Source organism: Streptomyces sp. NPDC002044 (assembly GCF_040296725.1).
GTDB classification, from domain to species: domain Bacteria; phylum Actinomycetota; class Actinomycetes; order Streptomycetales; family Streptomycetaceae; genus Streptomyces; species Streptomyces antarcticus.
In genome coordinates this window covers 22675-44202 of the sequence record NZ_JBEOXU010000044.1, presented here as the reverse complement: position 1 = coordinate 44202, position 21528 = coordinate 22675, and the positions used below count along the sequence as shown (strand labels likewise).

The window sequence follows — 21528 nt, the reverse complement described above, 5'->3', positions numbered from 1 at the left end:
ACACGGCCCAGCTCCGCGCACGCACGAGGCACACCATCCAGCCCCGCCGGCGTTTGAGGCGCCACCCCCAGCCCCGCCGGCGTTTGAGGCGCGGGGTCCGGGGCGGAGCCCCCGGCAACGGCGCCGCACCACCCCAGTCCCGCCACACACACGGCCCAGCTCCGCGCACGCACGAGGCACACCATCCAGCCCCGCCGGCGTTTGAGGCGCGGGGTCCGGGGCGGAGCCCCTGGCAACGGCGCCGCGGGTCGGGCGTCAGCGCCCGCTCGGACTCGGCTCCGGCGCCGGGGGCGGCCCGGGAACGGCCGCGGACTCCCCCTCGGCAGGCGCCGGAAGCATCCCGGCAGCCCCCACCGACGCCGAGCCCGAGACCGGGCCCGAAGCCGACACAGGCACAGGCCCCGGCACCGGCACCGGCACCCCACCCCCCGGCCGAAGCCGCCCGGCCCGCGCCCCGAGCCACACCAGGAACGCGGTCGGCAGGAACACCGCGTCAGCGGTGATCATCGCCAGCGAGAAGAACGGCAGGCCCAGCAGCACCGCGATCCCGGCGTGCTCCAGCATCATCACCGCCAGCAGCACGTTCTTGATCCGCCGGTTGAACAGCGTGAACGGGAACGCCACCTGCACCGCCACCGTCCCGTACGACAGCAGCATCACCAGCGTCCCACTGCCCGCCACCAGCGCCGACAGCCCCGGCCACGGCGCGAAGTAGTCCAGCCCCAGCGGGTAGTACAGCGCGGTCCCGTCCTGCCACCGCGAGCCCTGGATCTTGTACCACCCGGCCGTCGCGTAGATCAGGCAGACCTCCGCCATGATCACCAGCATCCCCGCGTTGTGCAGCAGGTTCGCCAGCACGTCCAGCGCCGCCCGGCCCTCGCCCTCCGCCTCGTACCGGTCGACCAGCCACCACAGCGCGGTGGCGACCCACAGCGTCGCGAAGGCCGCCAGCCAGCCGTAGCCGAACCGCCCGGTGGCCGCGCCGTAGGCGAGCGCCGCGCCCAGGACGCCCCACAGCACCGGCCCCGCGGCGCCGGCCGACGCCGAGCCGCGCGTACGGGCCCTGCGTGCGTCCAGCGACCACACCTGGGCGCACCGCGTGAGCACCAGGTAGATCGCCATCAGGTGGATGACGTTGTCCCCGCCGTCCCCCATGAAGACGCTGCGGTTCTGCAGCGACAGCACCCCGATCATGAACACCACGGAGGTGCCCCTGGTCCGCCACCCCAGCATCAGCGCGACGCTCGCCAGCGCGGACACCGCGTAGACGATCTCGAACCAGAGGGTGGAGTCGGACCACATCAGGACCGTGAAGGCCCGGTTCGAGGCGATCAGCCGCTCCGCCAGCCCGAAGCTCCACGGCCCGTCCGGCCCGTACAGCTCGGCCCGGTTCGGGAACTCCCGGAGCAGGAAGAAGAGCCAGGTCCCGGCGAAGCCGATCCGGATGACGGCGCTCTGGTACGGGCCCAGGGCCTGCCCGGACACCTTCGCCAGCGCCCGCCCCGCCGAAGCCCTGAAACGCCCGGCCGACGCCCTCAAACGCCCCGCCGAGGCGCCGAACCGCCCACCCGAGCCCCCGCCCGAGCCCCCGCCCCGCCCCGCCGGGGCCTGCGGCCTCACACCGTCCACCACGGCAGCTCCCGGTAGTACGTCTGGGTGTCGGTCGTCTCGGTGCTCCACTCGGGCGCGGGAACCGCCCGCGTCGCCGAGCGCAGCTGGATCCGCAGGACGTGCCCGTCCCGATGGTCCCGGCCGATCCGGTCCATCGCGATGCGCCGCAGGTACTCCTCGGACAGCTCGCCGCGCTCGCCGCTCGGCACGTTGTCCGCGTCGTGTGAGCCCGTGAAGAAGTCCCAGGCCCGCCGCAGCTCGTTCTGCTCCGTGTGGCTCGGGAGCAGGCTGTGGCGGATCGCCGCGCCGTCCTCGGCGGACAGGTCGCGCCAGCCGGTGGTGATCAGGTCGCCGCCGCCGGTACGCACCTGTGCCCGTACCTCGACCGCGATGTTCTGCTGGAGCGGGTTGGGCGCGAAGAGCTTCCAGTTCTGTTCGAACTCGGGGTAGATCCAGCCGTCGACCGTCCGCGCGTGCTGCCGGCTGACCGTATTGGCGGGGGCCACGTGCAGGAAGACCAGAGCCAGGTGGGAGCAGGCGGCCACGGCGACCGCCCCGAGGGCGAGGGCCGCGACGACCCGGTACGGGGTGCTCAGACCGGCGATTCCGGGAGCTCTCGGAGGGGGCGGGAGCGGAGGCTGAGGAGGGGGCGGGAGCGGAGGCTGAGGAGGGGGCTGAGCAGCGCCCTCGGCGGGCTCTCGCTCGTTCGAATCCATCCCGCCCCGATCATCGTCCGTCCACAGGGTTCACCACAGAGGTTGACACCCTACGGCCCGCCGTCTCACCATTGAAGAGGATGAACCGAACGATCGGTCGGTCGGGCGGACGGCAGACTCAGACAGGGAGCCGGGATGACGGCAGTGACCCCGGACACGGGCCACGGCACGGGACGCGACACGGACCTCGGGCGGCTCGCCGCCGCCTTCGACGCCGCCGTGGCGGCGGACGAGCGCGTCGAGCCGCGCGACTGGATGCCCGAGGAGTACCGCGCGACCCTGGTCCGCCAGATGGCCCAGCACGCCCACTCCGAGATCATCGGCATGCAGCCCGAGGCGAACTGGATCACCCGCGCGCCCTCGCTGCGCCGCAAGGCGATCCTGATGGCCAAGGTCCAGGACGAGGCGGGCCACGGGCTGTATCTGTACAGCGCCGCCGAAACGCTGGGCACCAGCCGTGACGAGCTGCTCGACAAGCTCCACGCGGGCAAGCAGAAGTACTCCTCGATCTTCAACTACCCCACCCTGACCTGGGCGGACGTCGGCGCGATCGGCTGGCTCGTCGACGGCGCGGCGATCACCAACCAGGTGCCGATCTGCCGCTGCTCGTACGGGCCCTACGCCCGCGCCATGGTCCGGATCTGCAAGGAGGAGTCCTTCCACCAGCGCCAGGGCTTCGAACTGCTCATGGCCCTCTCGCAGGGCACCGAGGCACAGCACGCGATGGCGCAGGACGCGGTCGACCGGTGGTGGTGGCCGTCCCTGATGATGTTCGGCCCGCCGGACGACGCCTCGTCGCACTCGGCGCAGTCGATGGCCTGGCGCATCAAGCGCCACTCCAACGACGAGCTGCGCCAGCGCTTCGTGGACATCGCCGTCCCGCAGGCCGAGTCGCTGGGCCTGACCCTGCCCGACCCGGACCTCACGTGGAACGAGGAGCGCGGGCACCACGACTTCGGCGCGATCGACTGGGCGGAGTTCTGGGACGTGCTCAAGGGCAACGGCCCCTGCAACGCGGAGCGGATCGGCCGGCGGCGCGCGGCGCACGAGGAAGGCGCCTGGGTGCGCGAGGCGGCGGCGGCCTATGCGGACAAGCAGGCCGCGAAGGACAACGGACAGACCGAGGAGGCACGGGTATGACGCGGAACTGGCCCCTGTGGGAGGTGTTCGTGCGTTCGCGGCGCGGCCTGTCGCACACGCACGCGGGAAGCCTGCACGCCCCCGACGCGGAGATGGCCCTGCGCAACGCCCGCGACCTCTACACCCGGCGCGGCGAGGGCATCTCCATCTGGGTGGTGCCCTCCACCGAGATCACCGCCTCCTCGCCGGACGAGCGGGACCCGTTCTTCGCGCCGTCCGCCGACAAGCCCTACCGGCACCCCACCTTCTACGACGTCCCGGAGGGGCTGAGCCACCTGTGACCGGTACCGACACCACCCGCGCGACCGCCCCCGACACCACACGCGGCACCGCCCCCGGCACCGGCACCGGCCGCGAGACCGTCCGCGACATCCCCGCTGCGGCGGCCCTGGCCCTCGGGGACGACGCGCTGATCCTCTCCCACCGCCTCGGCGAGTGGGCGGGCCACGCCCCCGTCCTGGAGGAGGAGGTCGCGCTCGCCAACATCGCCCTCGACCTGCTCGGCCAGGCCCGCGTCCTGCTGTCCCTGACCGGCGACGAGGACGAGCTCGCGTTCCTGCGCGAGGAGCGCTCCTTCCGCAACCTCCAGCTCGTCGAGCAGCCGAACGGCGATTTCGCCCACACCATCGCCCGCCAGCTCTTCTTCTCCCTCTACCAGCACGAGCTGTACGGGGAACTGGCCCTGGGAGACGGCCCGTTCGCCCCCCTCGCGGCGAAGGCCGTCAAGGAGACCGCCTACCACCGCGACCACGCCGAGCAGTGGACGCTGCGGCTCGGCGACGGCACCCCGGAGAGCCGCGCCCGCATGCGGGCCGCCCTCGACGCGCTGTGGAGGTACACCGGCGAGATGTTCCAGCCCGTGGAGGGCCTCGGCGACCTGGACTGGGCCGCCCTGGAGGCCCGCTGGCTGGCCGCGGTGACCGCCCTGCTGGAGCGGGCCGGGCTCGCGCTGCCCGAAGGACCGCGCACCGGGGCGTGGGCGGCCGGAGCCGGCCGGCAGGGCCTGCACACCGAACCGTTCGGCCTGCTCCTCGCGGAGATGCAGCACCTGCACCGCAGCCACCCGGGGGCATCGTGGTGACCGGCGCCGGGACGGCCGCGACGACCCGCCTCGAAGCCGAACTGGCCGAACTGGCGGGCTCCGTCCCCGACCCCGAGCTGCCCGTGCTCACGCTCACCGAACTCGGCGTCATGCGCGGGGTGCGAATGTGCGAGGACGGCCACGTCGAGGTCACCCTGACCCCCACCTACACCGGCTGCCCGGCCATCGAGGCCATGTCCGCCGACATCGAGCGGGTTCTGAACGACCACGGCATCCCCGAGGTGCGCGTCACCACCGTCCTGGCACCCGCCTGGTCCACCGACGACATCACCGCCGAAGGACGCCGCAAGCTGGCCGAGTTCGGCATCGCCCCGCCCCGGCCGCACGCGGCCGGCGGACCCGTCCCGCTCACCCTCTCCGTGCGGTGCCCGAACTGCGGCTCCACCGACACCGAGCTGCTCAGCCGCTTCTCCTCCACCGCGTGCAAGGCCCTGCGCCGCTGCGTCACCTGCCGCGAACCGTTCGACCACTTCAAGGAGCTGTAGATGGCCGAGGCACCCCGGCCGGCCGCCCGGCACGGCGCGTTCCACCCGCTCACGGTGGCCTCGGTCGAGGGCCTCACCGAGGACGCGGTGGCCCTGGTCCTCCAGGTGCCGGACGGGCTGCGCGCCGAGTACCGGCACGCCCCCGGCCAGCACCTGACCCTGCGCCGGACCACCCCCGAGGGAGTGCAGGTCCGGCGCACGTACTCGATCTGCTCCGCCGCCCCGGCGCCGGACGGCCCGGGCCCCGAGCTGCTGCGGGTCGGGGTGCGGCTGGTGGACGGCGGTGAGTTCTCCACGTTCGCCCACAAGGAGATCACCGCCGGCGACGTGCTCGACGTGATGGTCCCGGCCGGCCGGTTCGTCCTGGACCCGGCCGCCGCCCCGCCCGGCGGGCATTACGCCGCGATCGTCGGCGGCAGCGGGATCACCCCCGTGCTGTCGATCGCCGCCAGCCTGCTGGCCGCCCGGCCCGACGCCCGGTTCTGCCTCGTGCGCGGTGACCGCAGCGCCGCGTCGACGATGTTCCTGGAGGAGGTCGCCGACCTCAAGGACCGCTACCCCGCGCGCTTCCAGCTCGTGACGGTCCTCTCCCGCGAGGAGCAGGAGGCCGGGCTGCCCTCCGGACGCCTCGACGAGGAGCGGCTCGCGGCGCTGCTGCCCGCCCTGCTGCCGGTCGCCGAGGTGACGGGCTGGTACCTGTGCGGGCCCTACGGCCTGGTGCAGGGCGCGGAGCGGGCGCTCGGCGCCCTCGGCGTCGCCCGGAACCGGGTCCACGAGGAGATCTTCCACGTCGAGGACACGGCGGCGCCCGCCCGTCCGCCGGCCCCGGACGCACCCGCCCACGGGCGGGTCACCGCCCGGCTCGACGGCCGCTCGGGCACCTGGCCGGTCCGCGACGGCGAATCCCTGCTGGACGCGGTGCTGCGCAACCGCGCCGACGCCCCGTACGCCTGCAAGGGCGGCGTGTGCGGCACCTGCCGGGCCTTCCTCGTGACGGGTGAGGTACGGATGGAACGCAACTTCGCCCTCGAAGCGGAGGAGACCGAGGCCGGCTTCGTCCTGGCCTGCCAGTCGCACGCCGTGACGGAGGAAGTGGAGATCGACTTCGACCGCTGACCCGCACCCCTCCCCGCCCCCGGTCAGCAGGTCCGGCACCAGGCTGTGCATTTTCAAGAACTTGTTCTATCTTGACGCACCGTCAGGACAGGATGGACCGGGTGCGCGCGGGAGGACAGGCAGTGGACTTCACCTTCACCGAGGAACAACAGGCCGCCGTCGAGGCGGCGAAGGCCGTGTTCGCGGATGTCGCGCCCGACAGCGTGCCGAGCCCCGCGCTCACCCCCCGGGCCGTCGCACAGGACTTCGACCGCCCGCTGTGGGCCAGGCTCGCCTCGTCCGACCTGCTGAGCCTGGTTCTCGCCGAGGAACACGGCGGCGCCGGTCTGGACGCCGTCGCCCTGTGCCTGGTGCTGCGCGAGGCCGCCGGGGTGCTGGCCCGCGTACCGCTGCTGGAACACTGCGCCACCGCCATGGCCGTCCAGGCCCACGGCAGCCCCGAACTGGCCGCCGCCCTGCTGCCCGGCGCCGGGAACGGGACGCTCGTCCTCACCGCCGCCGCCCACGGCCGCACCGGCCACGACCCGGCCGAACTGGCCGTCACCGCCCGCCGGGACGGCGCCGACTGGACCCTGGAGGGCAGCCAGACGGCCGTCCCCTGGGCGCAGAACGCCGACTGGATCGCCGTACCAGCCCACACCGGCGAGGGAGAGGCCGTCCTCGCGCTCGTCCCGCGCACCGCAGATGGCCTGGTCCTCGCCGAGCAGTACTCCACCAGCGGGGAGCGCCTCGCCGAACTGGCCCTGGACGGCGTACGGGTGCCCGCCACGCACCTCATCGAGACCCCCGGCGCCTGGGAGCGGCTCCGCCAGCTCCTCGCCACCGGGACCTGCGCGCTCGCGCTCGGTCTCGGCGAGCGCGTGCTCACCATGACCAGCCAGTACACCGCCAAGCGCGAGCAGTTCGGCTTCCCGGTCGCGACCTTCCAGGCCGTCGCCGTCCAGGCCGCCGACCGCTACATCGACCTGCGGGCCATGGAGGTCACCCTCTGGCAGGCCGCCTGGCGCCTCGACGCCGCGACCGGCACGGCCGGCGGGCCGCTGCCGATCGCCGGCGACGTGGCGGTCGCCAAGATCTGGGCTTCGGAGGGAGTGCGCCGGGTCGTGCAGACCGCACAGCACCTGCACGGCGGATTCGGCGCCGACACCGACTACCCGCTCCACCGCTACCACGCGTGGGCCAAGCAGCTGGAGCTCCAGCTCGGCCCGGCCGCCGCGCACGAGGAGGCCCTGGGCGACCTGCTGGCCGCCCACCCCCTCACCTGAGGGCCGGGGGCGGCCCGGGGACGGGCACGATCCGGAAGGGACGGCCAAGGGCGAAGCCCGGCCTAGAGCACGAAGGCCGGGTTCCCGGTGTCCGTCACCATCGGGCGCCCCGCCCCGTCCCAGGCCTGCATCCCGCCGTCGATGTTGACGGCGTCGATGCCCTGGCGGACGAGGTACTGGGTGACCTGCGCGGAACGCCCGCCCACGCGGCACATCACGTGCACGCGGGCGCCGTCCGGGGCGGCCTCCGTCAGCTCGCCGAAGCGGTGCACGAAGTCGCTCATCGGGATGTGCAGAGCGCCCTCGACGTGGCCGGCCGCCCATTCGTCGTCCTCGCGGACGTCGAGGACAAAGCCTTCGGAGGGCACCGCGGCGGCGTCCACCGAGGGAAGCGGTCCGAAGTTCATGCGTCGCCTTCTCTCATCACAGATGGGGATGCCAACCTATCGGACCGGACCCCTTCCGCCCGCCGGGGCCGTGACCCCGCCGGACCCCGCCGGCGCCGGGCCGAAGACCCGGCCGCCACCGGGCAGCGCCGCGTCACGCGTCCTCAGGGAGCGGCGAGACCGGCGAGCTCCGCCTCGCGCTCGGACACCTGCGCCAGCAGCTGTTCCGCGATCTCCTCCAGCAGCCGGTCCGGGTCCTCCGGGGCCATCCGCAGCATCGAGCCGATCGCGCTGTCCTCCAGGTCCTTGGCGACCAGCGACAGCAGCTCCTTGCGCCGCGACAGCCACTCCAGCCGTGCGTACAGCTCCTCGCTCTCGCCCGGCTCCGCCCGCTCGGGCGCCGGACCGGCCGCCCACTCCTCGGCCAGCTCGCGCAGCTGCTGCTCCTCGCCCCGCCCGTACGCGGCGTTCACCCGCGCGATGAACGTGTCCCGCCGCTCCCGCTCCGCCTCGTCCTGGGCGAGGTCCGGGTGGGCCTGGCGGACCAGCTCGCGGTACAGACGGCGCACCTCCTCCGAGGGACGCACCCGCTGCGGCGGCCGCACCGGCCGGTCGGTGAGCATCGCACCGGCGTCGTCGGAGATCCCGTCGGAATCCATCCAGTCGTGGAACAGCTCGTCCACGCCCGGCATCGGCATCACCAGCGCACGTGCCTCCTTGGCCCGCCGCAGGTCCTCCGGATCGCCGGTACGGGCCGCCTTCGCCTCGGCGATCAGCGCGTCCAGTTCGTCGAGCCGCGAGTACATCGGCCCGAGCTTCTGGTGGTGCAGGCGGGAGAAGTTCTCGACCTCCACCCGGAAGGTCTCCACCGCGATCTCGAACTCGATCAGGGCCTGCTCGGCGGCCCGCACGGCCCGCTCCAGGCGTGCCTCGGGACGGTCCGCGCCGGAATCACCGGGGGCCGCCGGCACGGGCTGCTCAGGCTGGTCGGTCTGTTCGGTCTGCTCGCTCACGCGGCCAGCCTACGGCCCGCCCGGCCGGGCGGTGTTTCACGTGAAACACCGCCCACCCCGCGAAGCCCCCTGCCCCGAAGCCCCACCCCGCCGGCCCCGCGCCGTCAGACCCCTGTCTCCGCCGCGATCCGCCCCGCCCGCACCGCCGCGACCAGGTCGGCGTGGTCCGCCTCGGTCCGGTCGGCGTAGGCCACGGCGAAGGCGGCCACCGCTTCGTCCAGCTCCTCGTTCTTCCCGCAGTACCCGGCCAGCAGCCGGGGGTCGGCGCTGTGCGCGTGGGCCCGCGCCAGGAGCGCCCCGGTCATCCGCCCGTAGTCGTCGAACTCCTCGGCGGTCAGCGCCGCCGGATCCACGCTGCCCTTGCGGTTGCGGAACTGCCGTACCTGGAAGGGCCGCCCCTCGACCGTGGTCCAGCCCAGCATGATGTCCGACACCACCTGCATCCGCTTCTGGCCGGCCACCACCCGGCGGCCTTCGTGCTCCTGCGGCGGGGCGGGGAACCCCAGGGCCGGCAGGTGCGGCAGCAGGACCGAGGGCCGCGCCTCCTTCACCTGGAGCACCAGCGGCTCGCACCGGTGGTCCATGAGCAGCACCACGTACGAGCGTGTGCCGACGCTCCCGGTCCCCACCACCCGGAAGGCCACGTCGTGGATCGCGTACCGGGCCAGCAGCGGCAGCCGGTCGCCCGTCAGCGTCTCCAGGTAGGGGCCCAGCGCGGCCGCCACGGCCGCCGCCTCCGCGTCCCCGACCCGGCGCAGCACGGGCAGCGCGTCCACGAACCGGCAGCTGCCGTCCTCCGCGGCCGCGGTCGACCTCGCGGCGAACCGGGCGGAGGTGTTGTTGCGGGCCTTCCGCGACACCCGCTCCAGCGTCCCCAGCAGATCCCGGGCATCGGCGTGCGAGACGAGTTCCTCGTCCGCGATGGCGTTCCAGGCGTCCATGGCGGGCAGCTTGGCCAGCAGCCTCATGGTCCGCCGGTAGGCGCCCACCGTGTCCCGCGCCGCCGCCCGGCAGGTGTCCTCGTCGGCTCCGGCCACCCGTCCGGCCAGCACCAGCGAGGTCGCCAGCCGCTTCACGTCCCACTCCCACGGGCCGAAGACGGTCTCGTCGAAGTCGTTCAGGTCGATGACCAGCCGGCCGTGCACGTCCCCGTACAGCCCGAAGTTCGCCGCGTGCGCGTCCCCGCAGATCTGTGCGCCGATCCCGGTGACCGGGCCGCCGGACAGGTCGTGCGCCATCAGCCCGGCCGCCCCGCGCAGGAACGCGAACGGGTTCGCGGCCATCCGCCCCACCCGTATGGGAGTCAGCTCGGCGACCCGGCCGGCGTTGGACTCCTCCACCGCCCGCACCGCGTCCGGGCGGTCGCCCGGCGCCTCGAAAGCGGCGTGCGCCGAGCGCGGCACCCGTCCGCGCAGCGCCTTGCCGTGCTCCTTCGGCGATCCGTCCGCCACCCTCGGCGCGAACCCCTCCACCTGCGGTATCCGCTGCCCCGCTGCCGCCGTCATGTGCGCCGCCCCACCAGTCCATTCGATCGCCAGAACGGGCTGACCGTACCGACAGCCCGGTGCCCCTGGCCAGCATCTCCACGCCGGCGCCCGGCCGGGGACCCGTCAGGGCCCTACAGCCCGGCGTCCCTGGCCAGCAGCGCCGCCTGCACCCGGTTCTCGCAGCCCAGCTTCGCCAGGATCCGGCTCACGTACGTCTTCACCGTGGCCTCGCTCATGTGCAGCCGCCGGCCGGCGTCCGCGTTCGACAGCCCCTCCCCGAGCAGCGCCAGCACCCCGCGTTCCCGTTCGCTCAGCTCCGCCACCTGCCGCCGGGCCTCCTCGCCCCGCACCGCCGCCCGCCCCGAGGACAGCTGGTCCACGACGTGCCGCGTCGCGCCCGGCGAGAGGTACGCGTCGCCGGCCGCGGCCGCCCGCACCGCCCCGATCAGCTCGCCCGGCGCCGAGTCCTTCAGCAGGAACCCCGCGCCGCCCTGGCCCAGGGCCCGCAGCACGTTCTCCTTCTCCCCGAAGGTCGTCAGGATCAGCGCCCGCACCGCCGGAACCGCCCGCTTCAGTTCCCCGAGCGCGGTCAGCCCGTCCATCACGGGCATCTGGATGTCCAGCAGCACCACGTCCGGCGCGTGCGCGCGGGCCAGGTCCACCGCCTCCCGCCCGTTCGACGCCTCCGCCACCACCTCGATGTCCGGTGCCGAGGTCAGGATCATCCTGATCCCGGCCCGGATCAACGGCTCGTCGTCCGCGATCACCACGCGGATCACTTCGGCTGTCACCCGAACTCCTACTGCTTGACCTGGTAGGACTGCTTGTCGACGAGCTTGCCGTCCTTGAAGCAGAAGCGGAACGCGATGTCGGTGGTCAGGTCCGGCGCATCCTCCGTCGACAACAGCACCAGACAGTTCGACCCCTCCGGCCGCGGCGGTCCCTTCCGGTCCATGCCGCCGGTGAAGATGCTGTCCCCGTCGGGCAGCCGGTCGCGGACCGCCTGCTCCGTCTCGCCCAGCCGCACGGCGTCGTACTCGCCCCGGTCGATCATCGCGTTGTTCACCGACCCCACCAGCATCACCACACCCGCCACCAGCGCGATCAGCAGCACCACCACGGCCGCGGCCGTGATCCCGCAGCCCAGCGCTATGCCGCCGGTCCGGCTGTGGGCCCGTACGGCCAACTCCCGGTCCACCACCGACCAGTCCATCGGGGAGTCGCCCTTCGGGCCGCCCGCCAGGACCCCCTGCCCGAAGTCGTCGGCCACCTCCGCCGCCCCGGCCGGCCCGGCACCGTACGGGAGCACTCCCGCGACCCGGAACCCGCCGCCCTCGACCGCGCCCGCGTGCACCATCCCGCCGACCAGCCGGGCCCGTTCGCGCAGCCCCGTCAGCCCCTGCCCACCGGACACGACCTCGCCGGCCCCCGGTCCGGCCGCGACGCCGTTGGCGATCTCCACCACCAGCGAGTCGTCCTCGTACCGCAGCTCCACCGCGATCGACGCCCCCGGAGCGTGCTTGTACGCGTTCGTCAGCGCCTCCTGCACGATCCGGTACGCCGCGTGGTCACAGGCCGCGACGAGCTCCCTCGGCTGCCCCGACGTCGTCAGCCGTACGTCGGTCCCCGCGCCCCGCGCCGCCTCCACGACCCCCGCGATCCCGGCCACGCCGCGCGCCGGGGACTGCGCCTCCTCCAACGGCACCGGGGCCTCCACCCCGTCGCGCATGATGCCGACGACCTCACGCAGCTCGTGCATCGCCGCCACCGACGCCTGCCGCAGCACCCCCACCACCTCGCGCTGGCGATCGGTCAGCTTCGGATCCACCTCCAGCGCCCCGGTGTGCACCGAGATCAGCGCCAGCTGGTGGCCCAGGCTGTCGTGCATGTCCTGCGCGATCCGCTGCCGCTCCCGCAGCCTCGCCTGCCCCGCGACCATGGCCCGCTCCCGCAGCAGCTGCCCGTTGCGCTCCTGGAGCGCCCGCAGCAGCGTCCGGCGCTGGGACCAGTACCGGCTCGCCAGACCCGGCACCACCGTCGCCACGAGGAACATCAGCGTGGAGAAGACGATCACGAGCAGCGGCCGCATCTCGTCCCACTGGGACAGCACGCTGAAACCGGCCGCCGCGAGGAAGGCGAGGGTGAAGGCGGCCAGCGCCCGGCCCACCCCGACGATCCGGCGCCCCGCGGACCAGCCCAGCAGGATCGTGACCAGGAACACTCCGGGCAGCACGCTGCTCGCCGCCGAGCCGACGACGAGGGTGGTCCCGGGGAACCGCCGGCGCAGCAGGGTCAGCACCACGACGACCACGGCGCTCACCAGCATCCGGCGCCCGGACCCGTTGTCGAGTTCCTCGATGCCCAGTCCCAGCACGGCCAGGACACCGGCCAGCGCCAGATCGCCGGCCACCATCCGCCGGGTCCAGGGCTCCGGTCCCCTCAGCCGGTCCCAGCCGGCCCGCGTCTTCCCCATGACATCCACCCGACGACCCTAGACACCCGTGTCCGCCGCCGACCGCCCTCTTTCGTCGCGCCCGCCACGACGAAAGTCTGAAGTCCGGACGGACGACGGGGGGAAAGAAAGTCCGGGCCCCGGGGAAACACGAAACGGCCGCCACCGCTTTCGCGATGACGACCGTTTCGCCGATGTGGGCGAGGGGGGATTTGAACCCCCACGTCCCGAAGGACACTGGCACCTGAAGCCAGCGCGTCTGCCGTTCCGCCACTCGCCCGAGCAGCACCCCAGTGGATCTTCCCTTGCGGGCCGTTCCCCTGGCGACGTCGAAAGATTAGCACGTGGAAGGGGGTGGATTCACATCCCTTTCCCCGGCCCCCGGGACCCCGCCGGGGACGGCCCCTCCCGCACTCAGCCCCCGGTGCGGGACACTGTCCCTGGCACGCCCCTACGATCGCTTGTGAGGACCAACACTCCTCCACACAGGACCGATGGGGAACCAGCCGAATCCGCCACGCGTGGATACGATCAGTAAGCAGTACAGGGCGACAACGACGGAGGAGGTGCCCCATGGGAGTCCTGAAGCGGTTCGAGCAGCGACTCGAAGGTCTGGTGAACGGCACCTTCGCCAAAGTCTTCAAGTCCGAGGTCCAGCCGGTGGAGATCGCCGGCGCCCTCCAGCGGGAGTGCGACAACAACGCCACCATCTGGAACCGCGAGCGGACCGTCGTCCCGAACGACTTCATCGTGGAGCTGAGCGGCGGCGACTACGACCGCCTGAGCCCCTACTCGGGGCAGCTCGGCGACGAGCTCGCGGGCCTCGTCCGCGACTACGCCAAGCAGCAGCGCTACAGCTTCATGGGCCCCATCAAGGTCCAGCTGGAGAAGGCCGACGACCTCGACACCGGGCTCTACCGGGTCCGCAGTCGCACCCTCGCCTCCAGCACCTCGCAGCCGCAGGCCCCCCAGGGCGGCCCGGCAGCGTCCCAGAACCAGCAGCAGGGCGGCTACGGGTACCCCCCGGTCGCCGCCCCGCCCATGCCCGCGGGCCCGCCTCCGGGCGGCGCCGCAGGACGGCGGCCCGCCTCCGGCGGAGCCGCTCCCGCGCCCTCCCCGGGCGGCTCGCGACGGCACTGGATCGAGATCAACGGCACCCGCCACCAGATCTCGCACTCCACGCTCGTACTCGGCCGAAGCACGGAAGCCGACGTGCGGATCGACGACCCCGGCGTCTCGCGCCGGCACTGTGAGATCCGGACCGGAACGCCCTCGACGATCCAGGATCTAGGGTCCACCAACGGCATCGTGGTGGACGGGCAGCACACCACCCGCGCTACGCTCCGCGACGGCTCGCGGATCGTCGTGGGCAGCACCACCATCATTTACCGGCAAGCCGAAGGGTGAAGCGGGGGCAATGTCAGAGCTGACCCTGACGGTCATGCGGTTGGGTTTCCTAGCCGTTCTGTGGCTGTTCGTCATCGTGGCCGTCCAGGTCATCCGCAGCGATCTCTTCGGTACGAGAGTGACGCAACGCGGCTCCCGCCGAGGCGGCGCCGCCGCCGGTGCCCCGCAGCAGGGGGGCCGCCAGGCGGCGCCACCCCAGCAGCGCCAGCGCCGTGGTGCGCCGACCAAGCTCGTCGTCTCCGAGGGCACCCTCACGGGCACCACGGTGGCCCTCGCGGGCCAGACGATCACGCTGGGCCGCGCCCACGACTCGACGATCGTGCTGGACGACGACTACGCGTCCAGCCGTCATGCCAGGATCTACCCGGACCGTGACGGGCAGTGGATCGTCGAGGACCTCGGCTCCACCAACGGCACGTATCTCGACCGGAACCGGCTGACCACTCCGACGCCCATTCCGCCGGGAGCGCCGATCCGCATCGGCAAGACCGTCATCGAGCTGCGGAAGTAGTACGAGAATGAGCGAGCGGAGCGAGCGAGCCGCGGAGATCCGTCCCACTGTGGAAACGGACCCGCGCGCGCTCCCGACCGGAGGGTGGGCAGTGTGGCTCGAGACCGGTTGTACCCGGAGGCAGCGTCGACAGGGCAGGTGCGCATGAGTCTGTCCCTGCGGTTCGCTGCCGGATCGCACAAGGGCATGATCCGCGAGGGGAACGAGGACTCCGGCTACGCCGGCCCACGTCTCCTCGCGATCGCCGACGGCATGGGCGGCCAGGCCGCCGGCGAGGTCGCCAGCTCCGAGGTGATCTCGACCCTCGTGCAGCTCGACGACGACGTCCCGGGCTCCGACATCATCACCTCGCTCTCCACCGCCGTGCAGCGGGCCAACGACCAGCTGCGCGCGATGGTCGAGGAGGATCCCCAGCTCGAGGGCATGGGCACCACCCTGACCGCCCTGCTGTGGACCGGCCAGCGCCTCGGTCTCGTCCACGTCGGCGACTCCCGGGCCTACCTGCTGCGCGACGGCGTCCTCACGCAGATCACCCAGGACCACACCTGGGTGCAGCGCCTCGTCGACGAGGGCCGCATCACCGAGGAGGAGGCGACGACCCACCCGCAGCGCTCCCTTCTGATGCGCGCGCTCGGCAGCGGCGACATCGTCGAACCCGACCTCTCCATCCGCGAGGTCCGGGCCGGCGACCGCTACCTGATCTGCTCCGACGGGCTGTCCGGCGTGGTCTCCCACCAGACCCTGGAAGAGACCCTCGCCGACTACCACGGCCCCCGCGAGACCGTGCAGTCCCTGATCCAGCTCGCGCTGCGCGGCGGCGGTCCGGACAACATCACCTGCATCGTCGCCGACGTCCTCGACACCGACAGCGGCGACACGCTCGCCGCCCAGGTGAGCGACACCCCGGTCGTCGTCGGTGCGGTCGCCGAGAACCAGCACCAGCTCTTCGACGGCGGCAACGCCATGCACACCCCGGCCGGCCGCGCCTCCGGGCTCGGCCGTCAGGCCCCCCCGCCCGCCGGCTCCTTCGGCCCGCCCGGCAGCGGTGAGGCCCCCGGCTACGGGTACGCGGACCCCGGCCAGGGCGGCGGCGGCTACGGCAGCTTCGGCGAAGCCGACGGCTACGACTCCGACTCCGGGTACGAGGACACGTACGACAAGCCCCGCAGGCGCCGCAGCAAAGGGCGCAGGTGGACCACCCGTACGCTGATGCTGCTGCTCGTCGCGGGAGTCGTCGGCGGCGGCCTCTACGCCGGCTGGCGCTGGACGCAGACCCAGTACTACATCGGCGTCAAGGGCGACCACGTCGCGCTGTTCAAGGGCATCAGCCAGAAGCTCGGCCCGGTGGAGCTCTCCAAGGTGGAGACCGACCGGCCCGACATCGAACTGAAGTACCTGCCGCCCTTCAAACTGAAGCTGGTCCAGGCCACCATCAGCGAGAGCAGCCTCGACGGCGCACGCGAGAAGATCGACGACCTCGGTCTCCAGGTGTCCGCCTGCAAGAAGGACGAAGAGCGCCGCAACGCCGAGGCGCAGAACCAGACACCCGCCGCCGGCCTGACTCCCGCGGAGCAGCAGCTGGTCGGCCTGTGCGGAAAGCAGTAGACACACGCGGGCGCAGGGGGCCTGCCACACCATGAGCGTTGTCACCAACACGACCACCATCGGCGCCATCGAGCTGCCGAGCCGGCGGAACACCGAGCTGATGCTGCTCGGTTTCGCCGTGGTCATCCCGATGTTCGCCTACGCCAACGTGGGTCTCGCGATCAACGGCAAGCTGCCGCCCGGCATGCTGGCCTACGGCCTCGGCCTCGGCGCGCTCGCCGGGGTCGCGCACCTCGTCGTGCGCCGCTACGCGAAGTACGCCGACCCGCTGCTGCTGCCGCTGGCCACCCTGCTCAACGGACTCGGGCTCGTCTTCATCTGGCGCCTGGACCAGTCCGAGCGGCTGCAGAACCTCGCGAAGCGCTCCTTCGGCGCCTTCTCCCCCTCCGCGCCCAACCAGATGCTGTACACGGCCGTCGGCATCGCCCTGTTCGCCGCCGTCCTGCTGCTGCTCAAGGACCACCGCGTCCTGCAGCGGTTCACGTACATCTCGATGGCCGGCGCCCTGGTCCTGCTGATCCTGCCCGTCATCCCGGGTCTGGGCGCGGACGTCTTCGGCGCGAAGATCTGGATCAGCGTCGGCGGGTTCTCCATCCAGCCCGGCGAGTTCGCGAAGATCGTCATCGCGATCTTCTTCGCCGGCTACCTGATGGTGAAGCGCGACGCCCTGGCCCTGGCCAGCCGCCGCTTCATGGGCCTCTACCTGCCGCGCGGCCGCGACCTCGGACCGATCCTGATGATCTGGGCGATGAGCCTGCTCGTCCTGATCTTCGAGAACGACCTCGGCACCTCGCTGCTCTTCTTCGGCATGTTCGTGATCATGCTGTACGTGGCCACCGAGCGGACCAGCTGGATCGTCATCGGCCTGCTGATGTCGGTGGGCGGCGCCGTCGTGGTCGCCTCCTTCGCCAGCCACGTCCAGGCCCGCGTCACCGCCTGGCTCGACCCCTTCGCCTGCTACACCACCTCGGGCGCCTGCGAGCAGGTCGGCCAGTCCCTGATGAGCTTCGGCTCCGGCGGCGTCCTCGGCACCGGCCTCGGCCAGGGTCACTCCGACCTGATCCTCTTCGCCGCGAACTCCGACTTCATCTTCTCCACCGTCGGAGAAGAGCTCGGGCTCGCCGGCGTGATGGCCTTCCTGCTGATCTACGGGCTCATCATCGAGCGCGGCGTCCGCACCGCCCTCGCCGCCCGCGACCCCTTCGGCAAGCTCTTCGCCATCGGACTGTCGGGCGCCTTCGCCATCCAGATCTTCGTCGTCGCCGGCGGAGTCATGGGCCTCATCCCCCTCACCGGCATGACGATGCCCTTCCTCGCGTCCGGCGGCTCCTCCGTCCTCGCCAACTGGGCCCTCATCGGGATCCTCATCCGGATCAGCGACACCGCACGCCGACCCGCCCCGGCTCCCGCTCCGTCCCCCGACTCCGAGATGACCCAGGTGGTCCGCCCGTCATGAACAAGCCCCTGCGCCGCATCTCGCTGTTCTGCGGGCTGCTCGTCCTCGCCCTGCTGATCCGGACCAACTGGCTTCAGTACGTGCAGGCCGAGGAGCTCAGCACGCGCAAGGAGAACCGCCGGGTCCAGATCGCCCAGTACGCGACCGAGCGCGGCAACATCATCGTGAAGGGCAAGCCGATCACCGGATCGGTCGCGACGAACGGCAGCGACTTCGAGTTCAAGCGGACCTACGAGGAAGGCCCCCTGTGGGCCCCCGTGACGGGCTACGCCTCGCAGGCCTTCGGCGCCACCCAGCTCGAATCGCTCGAGGACGGCATCCTCACCGGCAACGACGACCGGCTCTTCTTCGACCGCACGGTCGGCATGTTCACCGGAGAGAAGAAGCAGGGCGGCAACGTCATCACGACGCTCAACCCCGACGCCCAGCGGGCCGCCTTCAAGCAGCTCGGCAAGAACAAGGGCGCGGTCGCCGCGATCGACCCGCGCACCGGCGCCATCCTCGCCCTGGTCTCCACCCCCTCGTACGACCCGTCGAGCTTCGCCGGCAACTCCAAGGACGACGAGAAGGCCTGGGTCTCGCTGAAGGACGCCGAGGACAAGAACCTCGTCAACCGCGCCCTGCGCGAGACCTACCCGCCCGGCTCCACCTTCAAGGTCGTCACCGCCGCCGCCGCCCTCGAGCACGGTGTCGTCACCGACATCAACGCGCCGACGGACACCCCGGAGCCGTACATCCTGCCCGGCACCAAGACCCCGATGGTCAACCACGCGAGCGGCTGCGAGAAGGCCCCGCTCAACGAGGCCATGCGCGTCTCCTGCAACTCCGTCTTCGCGAACCTCGGCAACAAGGTCACCCGCGACAAGATGGTGGAGACCGCGGAGAAGTTCGGCTTCAACAACGACAAGATCGACATCCCGGTCCGCGCCTTCGCCAGCGTCTACGACAAGAAGATGAGCCCGGACGGCAACGCCCTGAGCTCCATCGGGCAGTTCAACACCGCCGCCACCCCGCTCCAGATGGCCATGGTCACCGCCGCCATCGCCAACGACGGCAAGCTGATGAAGCCGTACATGGTGGACCAGCTGACCGCGCCCAACCTCGACCTCATCGAGAAGCACGAGCCGCAGGAGATGAGCCGCCCCCTCTCCGCCGCCAACGCGCAGAAGCTCCAGGAGATGATGGTCAACGTCGTCGAGAACGGCACCGGCTCCCCGGCCAAGATCAACAACACCACGGTCGGCGGCAAGACCGGAACCGCCCAGCACGGCGAGGGCAACAAGAAGCGCCCGTACGCCTGGTTCATCTCCTACGCCGAGAACCCGGACAAGAGCTCGCCCGTCGCCGTCGCCGTCGTCATCGAGGACAGTGGCGCGGACCGCGAGAACATCAGCGGCGGCGGCCTCGCCGCGCCGGTGGCCAAGGCCGTGATGGAAGCCGTGCTGAAGGGCCGGGGATGAGCCGGTGCGCGCCGGACACGAACCGCGAACGGCGGGTGCCCCCACGTGATCCGCGTCACTGAATCCGGGCGGGTGCGAGCGTACGGTACCGGTCCGGTATCAGCCTGTGGCCACGAACCGATCACCGACGATCGGCCGGTAGCCTTTGCGCGAACAGCACACCGCCGGACCACACACAGGTGCGGTCGGGACTGACGGAGAGGGCTGGAACGTTATGGAAGAGCCGCGGCGCCTCGGCGGCCGGTACGAGCTGAGCCACGTGCTCGGCCGTGGTGGCATGGCCGAGGTCTACCTCGCCCACGACACCCGGCTCGGCCGTACCGTCGCCGTCAAGACCCTGCGTGCCGACCTCGCCCGCGACCCGTCCTTCCAGGCCCGGTTCCGGCGCGAGGCCCAGTCGGCCGCGTCCCTGAACCACCCGGCGATCGTCGCCGTCTACGACACCGGCGAAGACTACGTCGACAACATCTCCATCCCGTACATCGTGATGGAGTACGTCGACGGGTCCACCCTGCGCGAGCTCCTGCACTCCGGCCGCAAGCTGCTGCCCGAGCGCACCCTGGAGATGTGCATCGGCATCCTCCAGGCGCTGGAGTACTCGCACCGCGCCGGCATCGTGCACCGCGACATCAAGCCCGCCAACGTGATGCTGACCCGCACCGGCCAGGTCAAGGTCATGGACTTCGGCATCGCGCGCGCCATGGGCGACTCCGGCATGACCATGACGCAGACCGCGGCGGTCATCGGCACGGCCCAGTACCTCTCGCCCGAGCAGGCCAAGGGCGAGCAGGTCGACGCGCGCTCCGACCTGTACTCGGCCGGCTGCCTGCTCTACGAACTCCTCAGCGTCCGGCCCCCGTTCGTCGGCGACTCCCCCGTGGCCGTCGCCTACCAGCACGTACGGGAAGAGCCCCAGCCGCCGTCCAACTTCGACTCCGAGATCACGCCCGAGATGGACGCGATCGTGTTGAAGGCGCTGGTCAAGGACCCCGACTACCGCTACCAGTCCGCCGACGAGATGCGCGCGGACATCGAGGCCTGCCTCGACGGCCAGCCCGTCGCCGCCACCGCCTCGATGGGCGCGGCCGGCTACGGCTACCCCGACCAGGGCCACGGCTACGGCCACCAGGGCTACGACCAGCCCACCACCGCGCTGCGCTCCGCCGAGCACGGGCAGACCGCGATGATGTCGCCCATGCCCCCGGGCGGGGGCGACGGCGGGTACGGGTACGGCGACCAGGGCGGCTACGACCAGGGCCCGCACCGCCGCCAGAAGAAGAGCAAGGCGTCCACGATCCTCCTCGTGGCGGCCGGCATCCTCGTCCTCGTCGGCGCGATCCTCATCGGCCGCTCCCTCTGGGGCGACAGCGCCGACAACCGCCCCGCGGTGCCCAAGCTCATCGGCCAGACGCTGGAGCAGGCGCAGAAGAGCGGTGCCAACGCCGGGGTCAAGGTCGAGAAGGGGGCCGACGAGCCCTGCGAGGGCCAGGCCAAGGGCAACGTCTGCTCGCAGAGCCCGGAGGCCGGCCTCAAGGTCGACAAGGACTCCACCGTCACGGTGAAGATCTCCTCGGGCGCGCCCCCGGTGGCGGTGCCCGACGTGCTCCGGGTCCCGTTCGAGGAGGCGGAGGCGGCGCTCAAGGCCAAGGGCTTCCAGGTCGAGCGCAAGACCCAGGAGTCCGACAGCACCCCCGGCGTCGTCCTGGAGCAGAACCCCAAGGCCGGCACCCAGGCCCAGAAGAACGACGTCATCACGCTGACGGTGGCCAAGGAGCAGTCCAAGGCCACGGTCCCGGACCTGCTGGGCAAGTCGCGGGAAGAGGCGATCAGGCTCCTCACCGCCGCCAAGCTCAAGCTGGGCAGCACGACGGAGAACGAGTCCCCCGGCGCCACCCCCAAGACGGTCATCGCGCAGCAGTTCGCGGCCGGCGAGACGATCGACATCGGCAAGACGGTCAGCATCACCATCGCCAAGGCGGCGCAGACGGTGCAGGTGCCGAACCTGGCCGGCAAGACCGTGGACCAGGCCAAGGACGAGCTGAAGCGGGCCAACCTGGTGTTCGGCTCGGTCCTGTCGGGTCCGACCGACGACAAGGCGACGGTGATCCTCTCCGACCCGCCGGCGAACACCGCGCTCCCCAGCGGTTCCGCGGTCAACGTCCGCACCGTCCCGGGCCAGCAGGACGGCGGCAACAACAACGGCGGGAACAACAACGGCGGGAACAACGGCAACAACGGCGGCGGCGGCTTCATCGGCGGTCTGGGCGGCCGCTAGCGGCCCGCCGCCGGTGCCGGCACCGGCACCGGCACGGACAA

General features: G+C 72.1%; 19 protein-coding genes and 1 tRNA gene. 12 read left to right on the top strand and 8 right to left on the bottom strand.

Annotated features, from left to right (window positions below; translation table 11 throughout):
• Nucleotides 1–255: 255 nt before the first annotated feature.
• Both ABT106_RS14205 and ABT106_RS14200 read right to left on the bottom strand, forming a co-directional pair.
• Nucleotides 256–1539, bottom strand: a complete 1284-nt coding sequence (locus ABT106_RS14205; protein WP_351276426.1) for an HTTM domain-containing protein — start codon at nucleotides 1537–1539, stop codon at nucleotides 256–258.
• Between the two features lie 77 nt (nucleotides 1540–1616).
• Complete coding sequence (locus ABT106_RS14200) at nucleotides 1617–2156, bottom strand: DUF5819 family protein (protein WP_351276424.1); 540 nt, start codon at nucleotides 2154–2156, stop codon at nucleotides 1617–1619.
• A gap of 306 nt (nucleotides 2157–2462) precedes the next feature.
• Here ABT106_RS14200 and paaA point away from each other — a divergent pair, with 306 nt between their 5' ends.
• The 6 genes from paaA (at nucleotide 2463) to ABT106_RS14170 (ending at nucleotide 7435) form a co-directional block, all read left to right on the top strand.
• Entirely contained in the window at nucleotides 2463–3467 is a 1005-nt protein-coding gene (gene paaA, locus ABT106_RS14195) for a 1,2-phenylacetyl-CoA epoxidase subunit PaaA (RefSeq protein ID WP_351276422.1), read from the top strand.
• Entirely contained in the window at nucleotides 3464–3748 is a 285-nt protein-coding gene (gene paaB, locus ABT106_RS14190; RefSeq protein WP_351276420.1) for a 1,2-phenylacetyl-CoA epoxidase subunit PaaB, read from the top strand. The genes paaA and paaB overlap by 4 nt, the downstream gene beginning before the upstream one ends.
• An 89-nt stretch (nucleotides 3749–3837) precedes the next feature.
• Nucleotides 3838–4548 carry a 1,2-phenylacetyl-CoA epoxidase subunit PaaC gene (gene paaC, locus ABT106_RS14185; RefSeq protein WP_351276434.1) on the top strand — a complete coding sequence of 237 codons (711 nt, stop codon included), beginning with the start codon at nucleotides 3838–3840 and terminating at the stop codon, nucleotides 4546–4548.
• On the top strand, nucleotides 4539–5054 hold the full coding sequence (gene paaD, locus ABT106_RS14180) for a 1,2-phenylacetyl-CoA epoxidase subunit PaaD (RefSeq protein WP_502979358.1): 516 nt from the start codon (nucleotides 4539–4541) through the stop codon (nucleotides 5052–5054). Before paaC ends, paaD begins: the two co-directional genes overlap by 10 nt.
• On the top strand, nucleotides 5055–6170 hold the full coding sequence (locus tag ABT106_RS14175) for a 2Fe-2S iron-sulfur cluster-binding protein (RefSeq protein WP_351276416.1): 1116 nt from the start codon (nucleotides 5055–5057) through the stop codon (nucleotides 6168–6170).
• A gap of 122 nt (nucleotides 6171–6292) precedes the next feature.
• Complete coding sequence (locus tag ABT106_RS14170) at nucleotides 6293–7435, top strand: acyl-CoA dehydrogenase family protein (protein WP_351276414.1); 1143 nt, start codon at nucleotides 6293–6295, stop codon at nucleotides 7433–7435.
• 62 nt (nucleotides 7436–7497) lie between these two features.
• On the opposite strand, the gene ABT106_RS14165 is transcribed toward ABT106_RS14170, so the two are convergent.
• From ABT106_RS14165 to ABT106_RS14140, 6 genes are all read right to left on the bottom strand, one after another.
• Nucleotides 7498–7842, bottom strand: coding sequence for a rhodanese-like domain-containing protein (locus ABT106_RS14165; RefSeq protein WP_351276412.1), 345 nt, complete (start codon nucleotides 7840–7842; stop codon nucleotides 7498–7500).
• Nucleotides 7843–7985: 143 nt separating this feature from the next.
• Nucleotides 7986–8792, bottom strand: coding sequence for a J domain-containing protein (locus ABT106_RS14160; RefSeq protein WP_351276432.1), 807 nt, complete (start codon nucleotides 8790–8792; stop codon nucleotides 7986–7988).
• A 146-nt stretch (nucleotides 8793–8938) separates the two neighbouring features.
• Nucleotides 8939–10339 (bottom strand): DUF2252 domain-containing protein, encoded by a 1401-nt coding sequence (locus ABT106_RS14155; protein ID WP_351276410.1) that lies wholly within the window; start codon nucleotides 10337–10339, stop codon nucleotides 8939–8941.
• 113 nt (nucleotides 10340–10452) lie between these two features.
• Nucleotides 10453–11112, bottom strand: a complete 660-nt coding sequence (locus tag ABT106_RS14150; protein ID WP_351276408.1) for a response regulator transcription factor — start codon at nucleotides 11110–11112, stop codon at nucleotides 10453–10455.
• An 8-nt stretch (nucleotides 11113–11120) separates the two neighbouring features.
• Nucleotides 11121–12794, bottom strand: coding sequence for a sensor histidine kinase (locus ABT106_RS14145; RefSeq protein WP_351276406.1), 1674 nt, complete (start codon nucleotides 12792–12794; stop codon nucleotides 11121–11123).
• Nucleotides 12795–12970: 176 nt separating this feature from the next.
• A tRNA-Leu gene (locus tag ABT106_RS14140) sits at nucleotides 12971–13053 on the bottom strand.
• 293 nt (nucleotides 13054–13346) lie between these two features.
• Between ABT106_RS14140 and ABT106_RS14135 the strand changes: the two genes are divergently transcribed.
• The 6 genes from ABT106_RS14135 to pknB all read left to right on the top strand — a co-directional run bounded on the left by ABT106_RS14135 (nucleotide 13347) and on the right by pknB (nucleotide 21487).
• Nucleotides 13347–14180, top strand: a complete 834-nt coding sequence (locus ABT106_RS14135) for an FHA domain-containing protein (protein WP_351276404.1) — start codon at nucleotides 13347–13349, stop codon at nucleotides 14178–14180.
• Between the two features lie 10 nt (nucleotides 14181–14190).
• Entirely contained in the window at nucleotides 14191–14691 is a 501-nt protein-coding gene (locus tag ABT106_RS14130) for an FHA domain-containing protein FhaB/FipA (protein ID WP_267726964.1), read from the top strand.
• Between the two features lie 144 nt (nucleotides 14692–14835).
• Nucleotides 14836–16296 carry a Stp1/IreP family PP2C-type Ser/Thr phosphatase gene (locus tag ABT106_RS14125; RefSeq protein WP_351276402.1) on the top strand — a complete coding sequence of 487 codons (1461 nt, stop codon included), beginning with the start codon at nucleotides 14836–14838 and terminating at the stop codon, nucleotides 16294–16296.
• Nucleotides 16297–16327: 31 nt separating this feature from the next.
• Nucleotides 16328–17752 (top strand): FtsW/RodA/SpoVE family cell cycle protein, encoded by a 1425-nt coding sequence (locus tag ABT106_RS14120; protein WP_351276400.1) that lies wholly within the window; start codon nucleotides 16328–16330, stop codon nucleotides 17750–17752.
• Nucleotides 17749–19212, top strand: coding sequence for a peptidoglycan D,D-transpeptidase FtsI family protein (locus tag ABT106_RS14115; protein ID WP_351276398.1), 1464 nt, complete (start codon nucleotides 17749–17751; stop codon nucleotides 19210–19212). Before ABT106_RS14120 ends, ABT106_RS14115 begins: the two co-directional genes overlap by 4 nt.
• A 214-nt stretch (nucleotides 19213–19426) precedes the next feature.
• Nucleotides 19427–21487 carry a Stk1 family PASTA domain-containing Ser/Thr kinase gene (gene pknB, locus ABT106_RS14110; protein ID WP_351276396.1) on the top strand — a complete coding sequence of 687 codons (2061 nt, stop codon included), beginning with the start codon at nucleotides 19427–19429 and terminating at the stop codon, nucleotides 21485–21487.
• Nucleotides 21488–21528 lie beyond the last annotated feature (41 nt).

What these genes read in the sequence shown, in the direction of transcription:
- paaA (WP_351276422.1), top strand. Translation starts at nt 2,463, where the DNA reads ATGACGGCAGTGACCCCGGACACGGGCCACGGCACGGGACGCGACACG.
- paaB (WP_351276420.1), top strand. Translation starts at nt 3,464, where the DNA reads ATGACGCGGAACTGGCCCCTGTGGGAGGTGTTCGTGCGTTCGCGGCGC.
- ABT106_RS14175 (WP_351276416.1), top strand. Translation starts at nt 5,055, where the DNA reads ATGGCCGAGGCACCCCGGCCGGCCGCCCGGCACGGCGCGTTCCACCCG.
- ABT106_RS14165 (WP_351276412.1), bottom strand. Translation starts at nt 7,842, where the DNA reads ATGAACTTCGGACCGCTTCCCTCGGTGGACGCCGCCGCGGTGCCCTCC.
- ABT106_RS14155 (WP_351276410.1), bottom strand. Translation starts at nt 10,339, where the DNA reads ATGACGGCGGCAGCGGGGCAGCGGATACCGCAGGTGGAGGGGTTCGCG.
- ABT106_RS14145 (WP_351276406.1), bottom strand. Translation starts at nt 12,794, where the DNA reads ATGGGGAAGACGCGGGCCGGCTGGGACCGGCTGAGGGGACCGGAGCCC.
- ABT106_RS14135 (WP_351276404.1), top strand. Translation starts at nt 13,347, where the DNA reads ATGGGAGTCCTGAAGCGGTTCGAGCAGCGACTCGAAGGTCTGGTGAAC.
- ABT106_RS14130 (WP_267726964.1), top strand. Translation starts at nt 14,191, where the DNA reads ATGTCAGAGCTGACCCTGACGGTCATGCGGTTGGGTTTCCTAGCCGTT.
- ABT106_RS14125 (WP_351276402.1), top strand. Translation starts at nt 14,836, where the DNA reads ATGAGTCTGTCCCTGCGGTTCGCTGCCGGATCGCACAAGGGCATGATC.
- ABT106_RS14120 (WP_351276400.1), top strand. Translation starts at nt 16,328, where the DNA reads ATGAGCGTTGTCACCAACACGACCACCATCGGCGCCATCGAGCTGCCG.
- ABT106_RS14115 (WP_351276398.1), top strand. Translation starts at nt 17,749, where the DNA reads ATGAACAAGCCCCTGCGCCGCATCTCGCTGTTCTGCGGGCTGCTCGTC.
- pknB (WP_351276396.1), top strand. Translation starts at nt 19,427, where the DNA reads ATGGAAGAGCCGCGGCGCCTCGGCGGCCGGTACGAGCTGAGCCACGTG.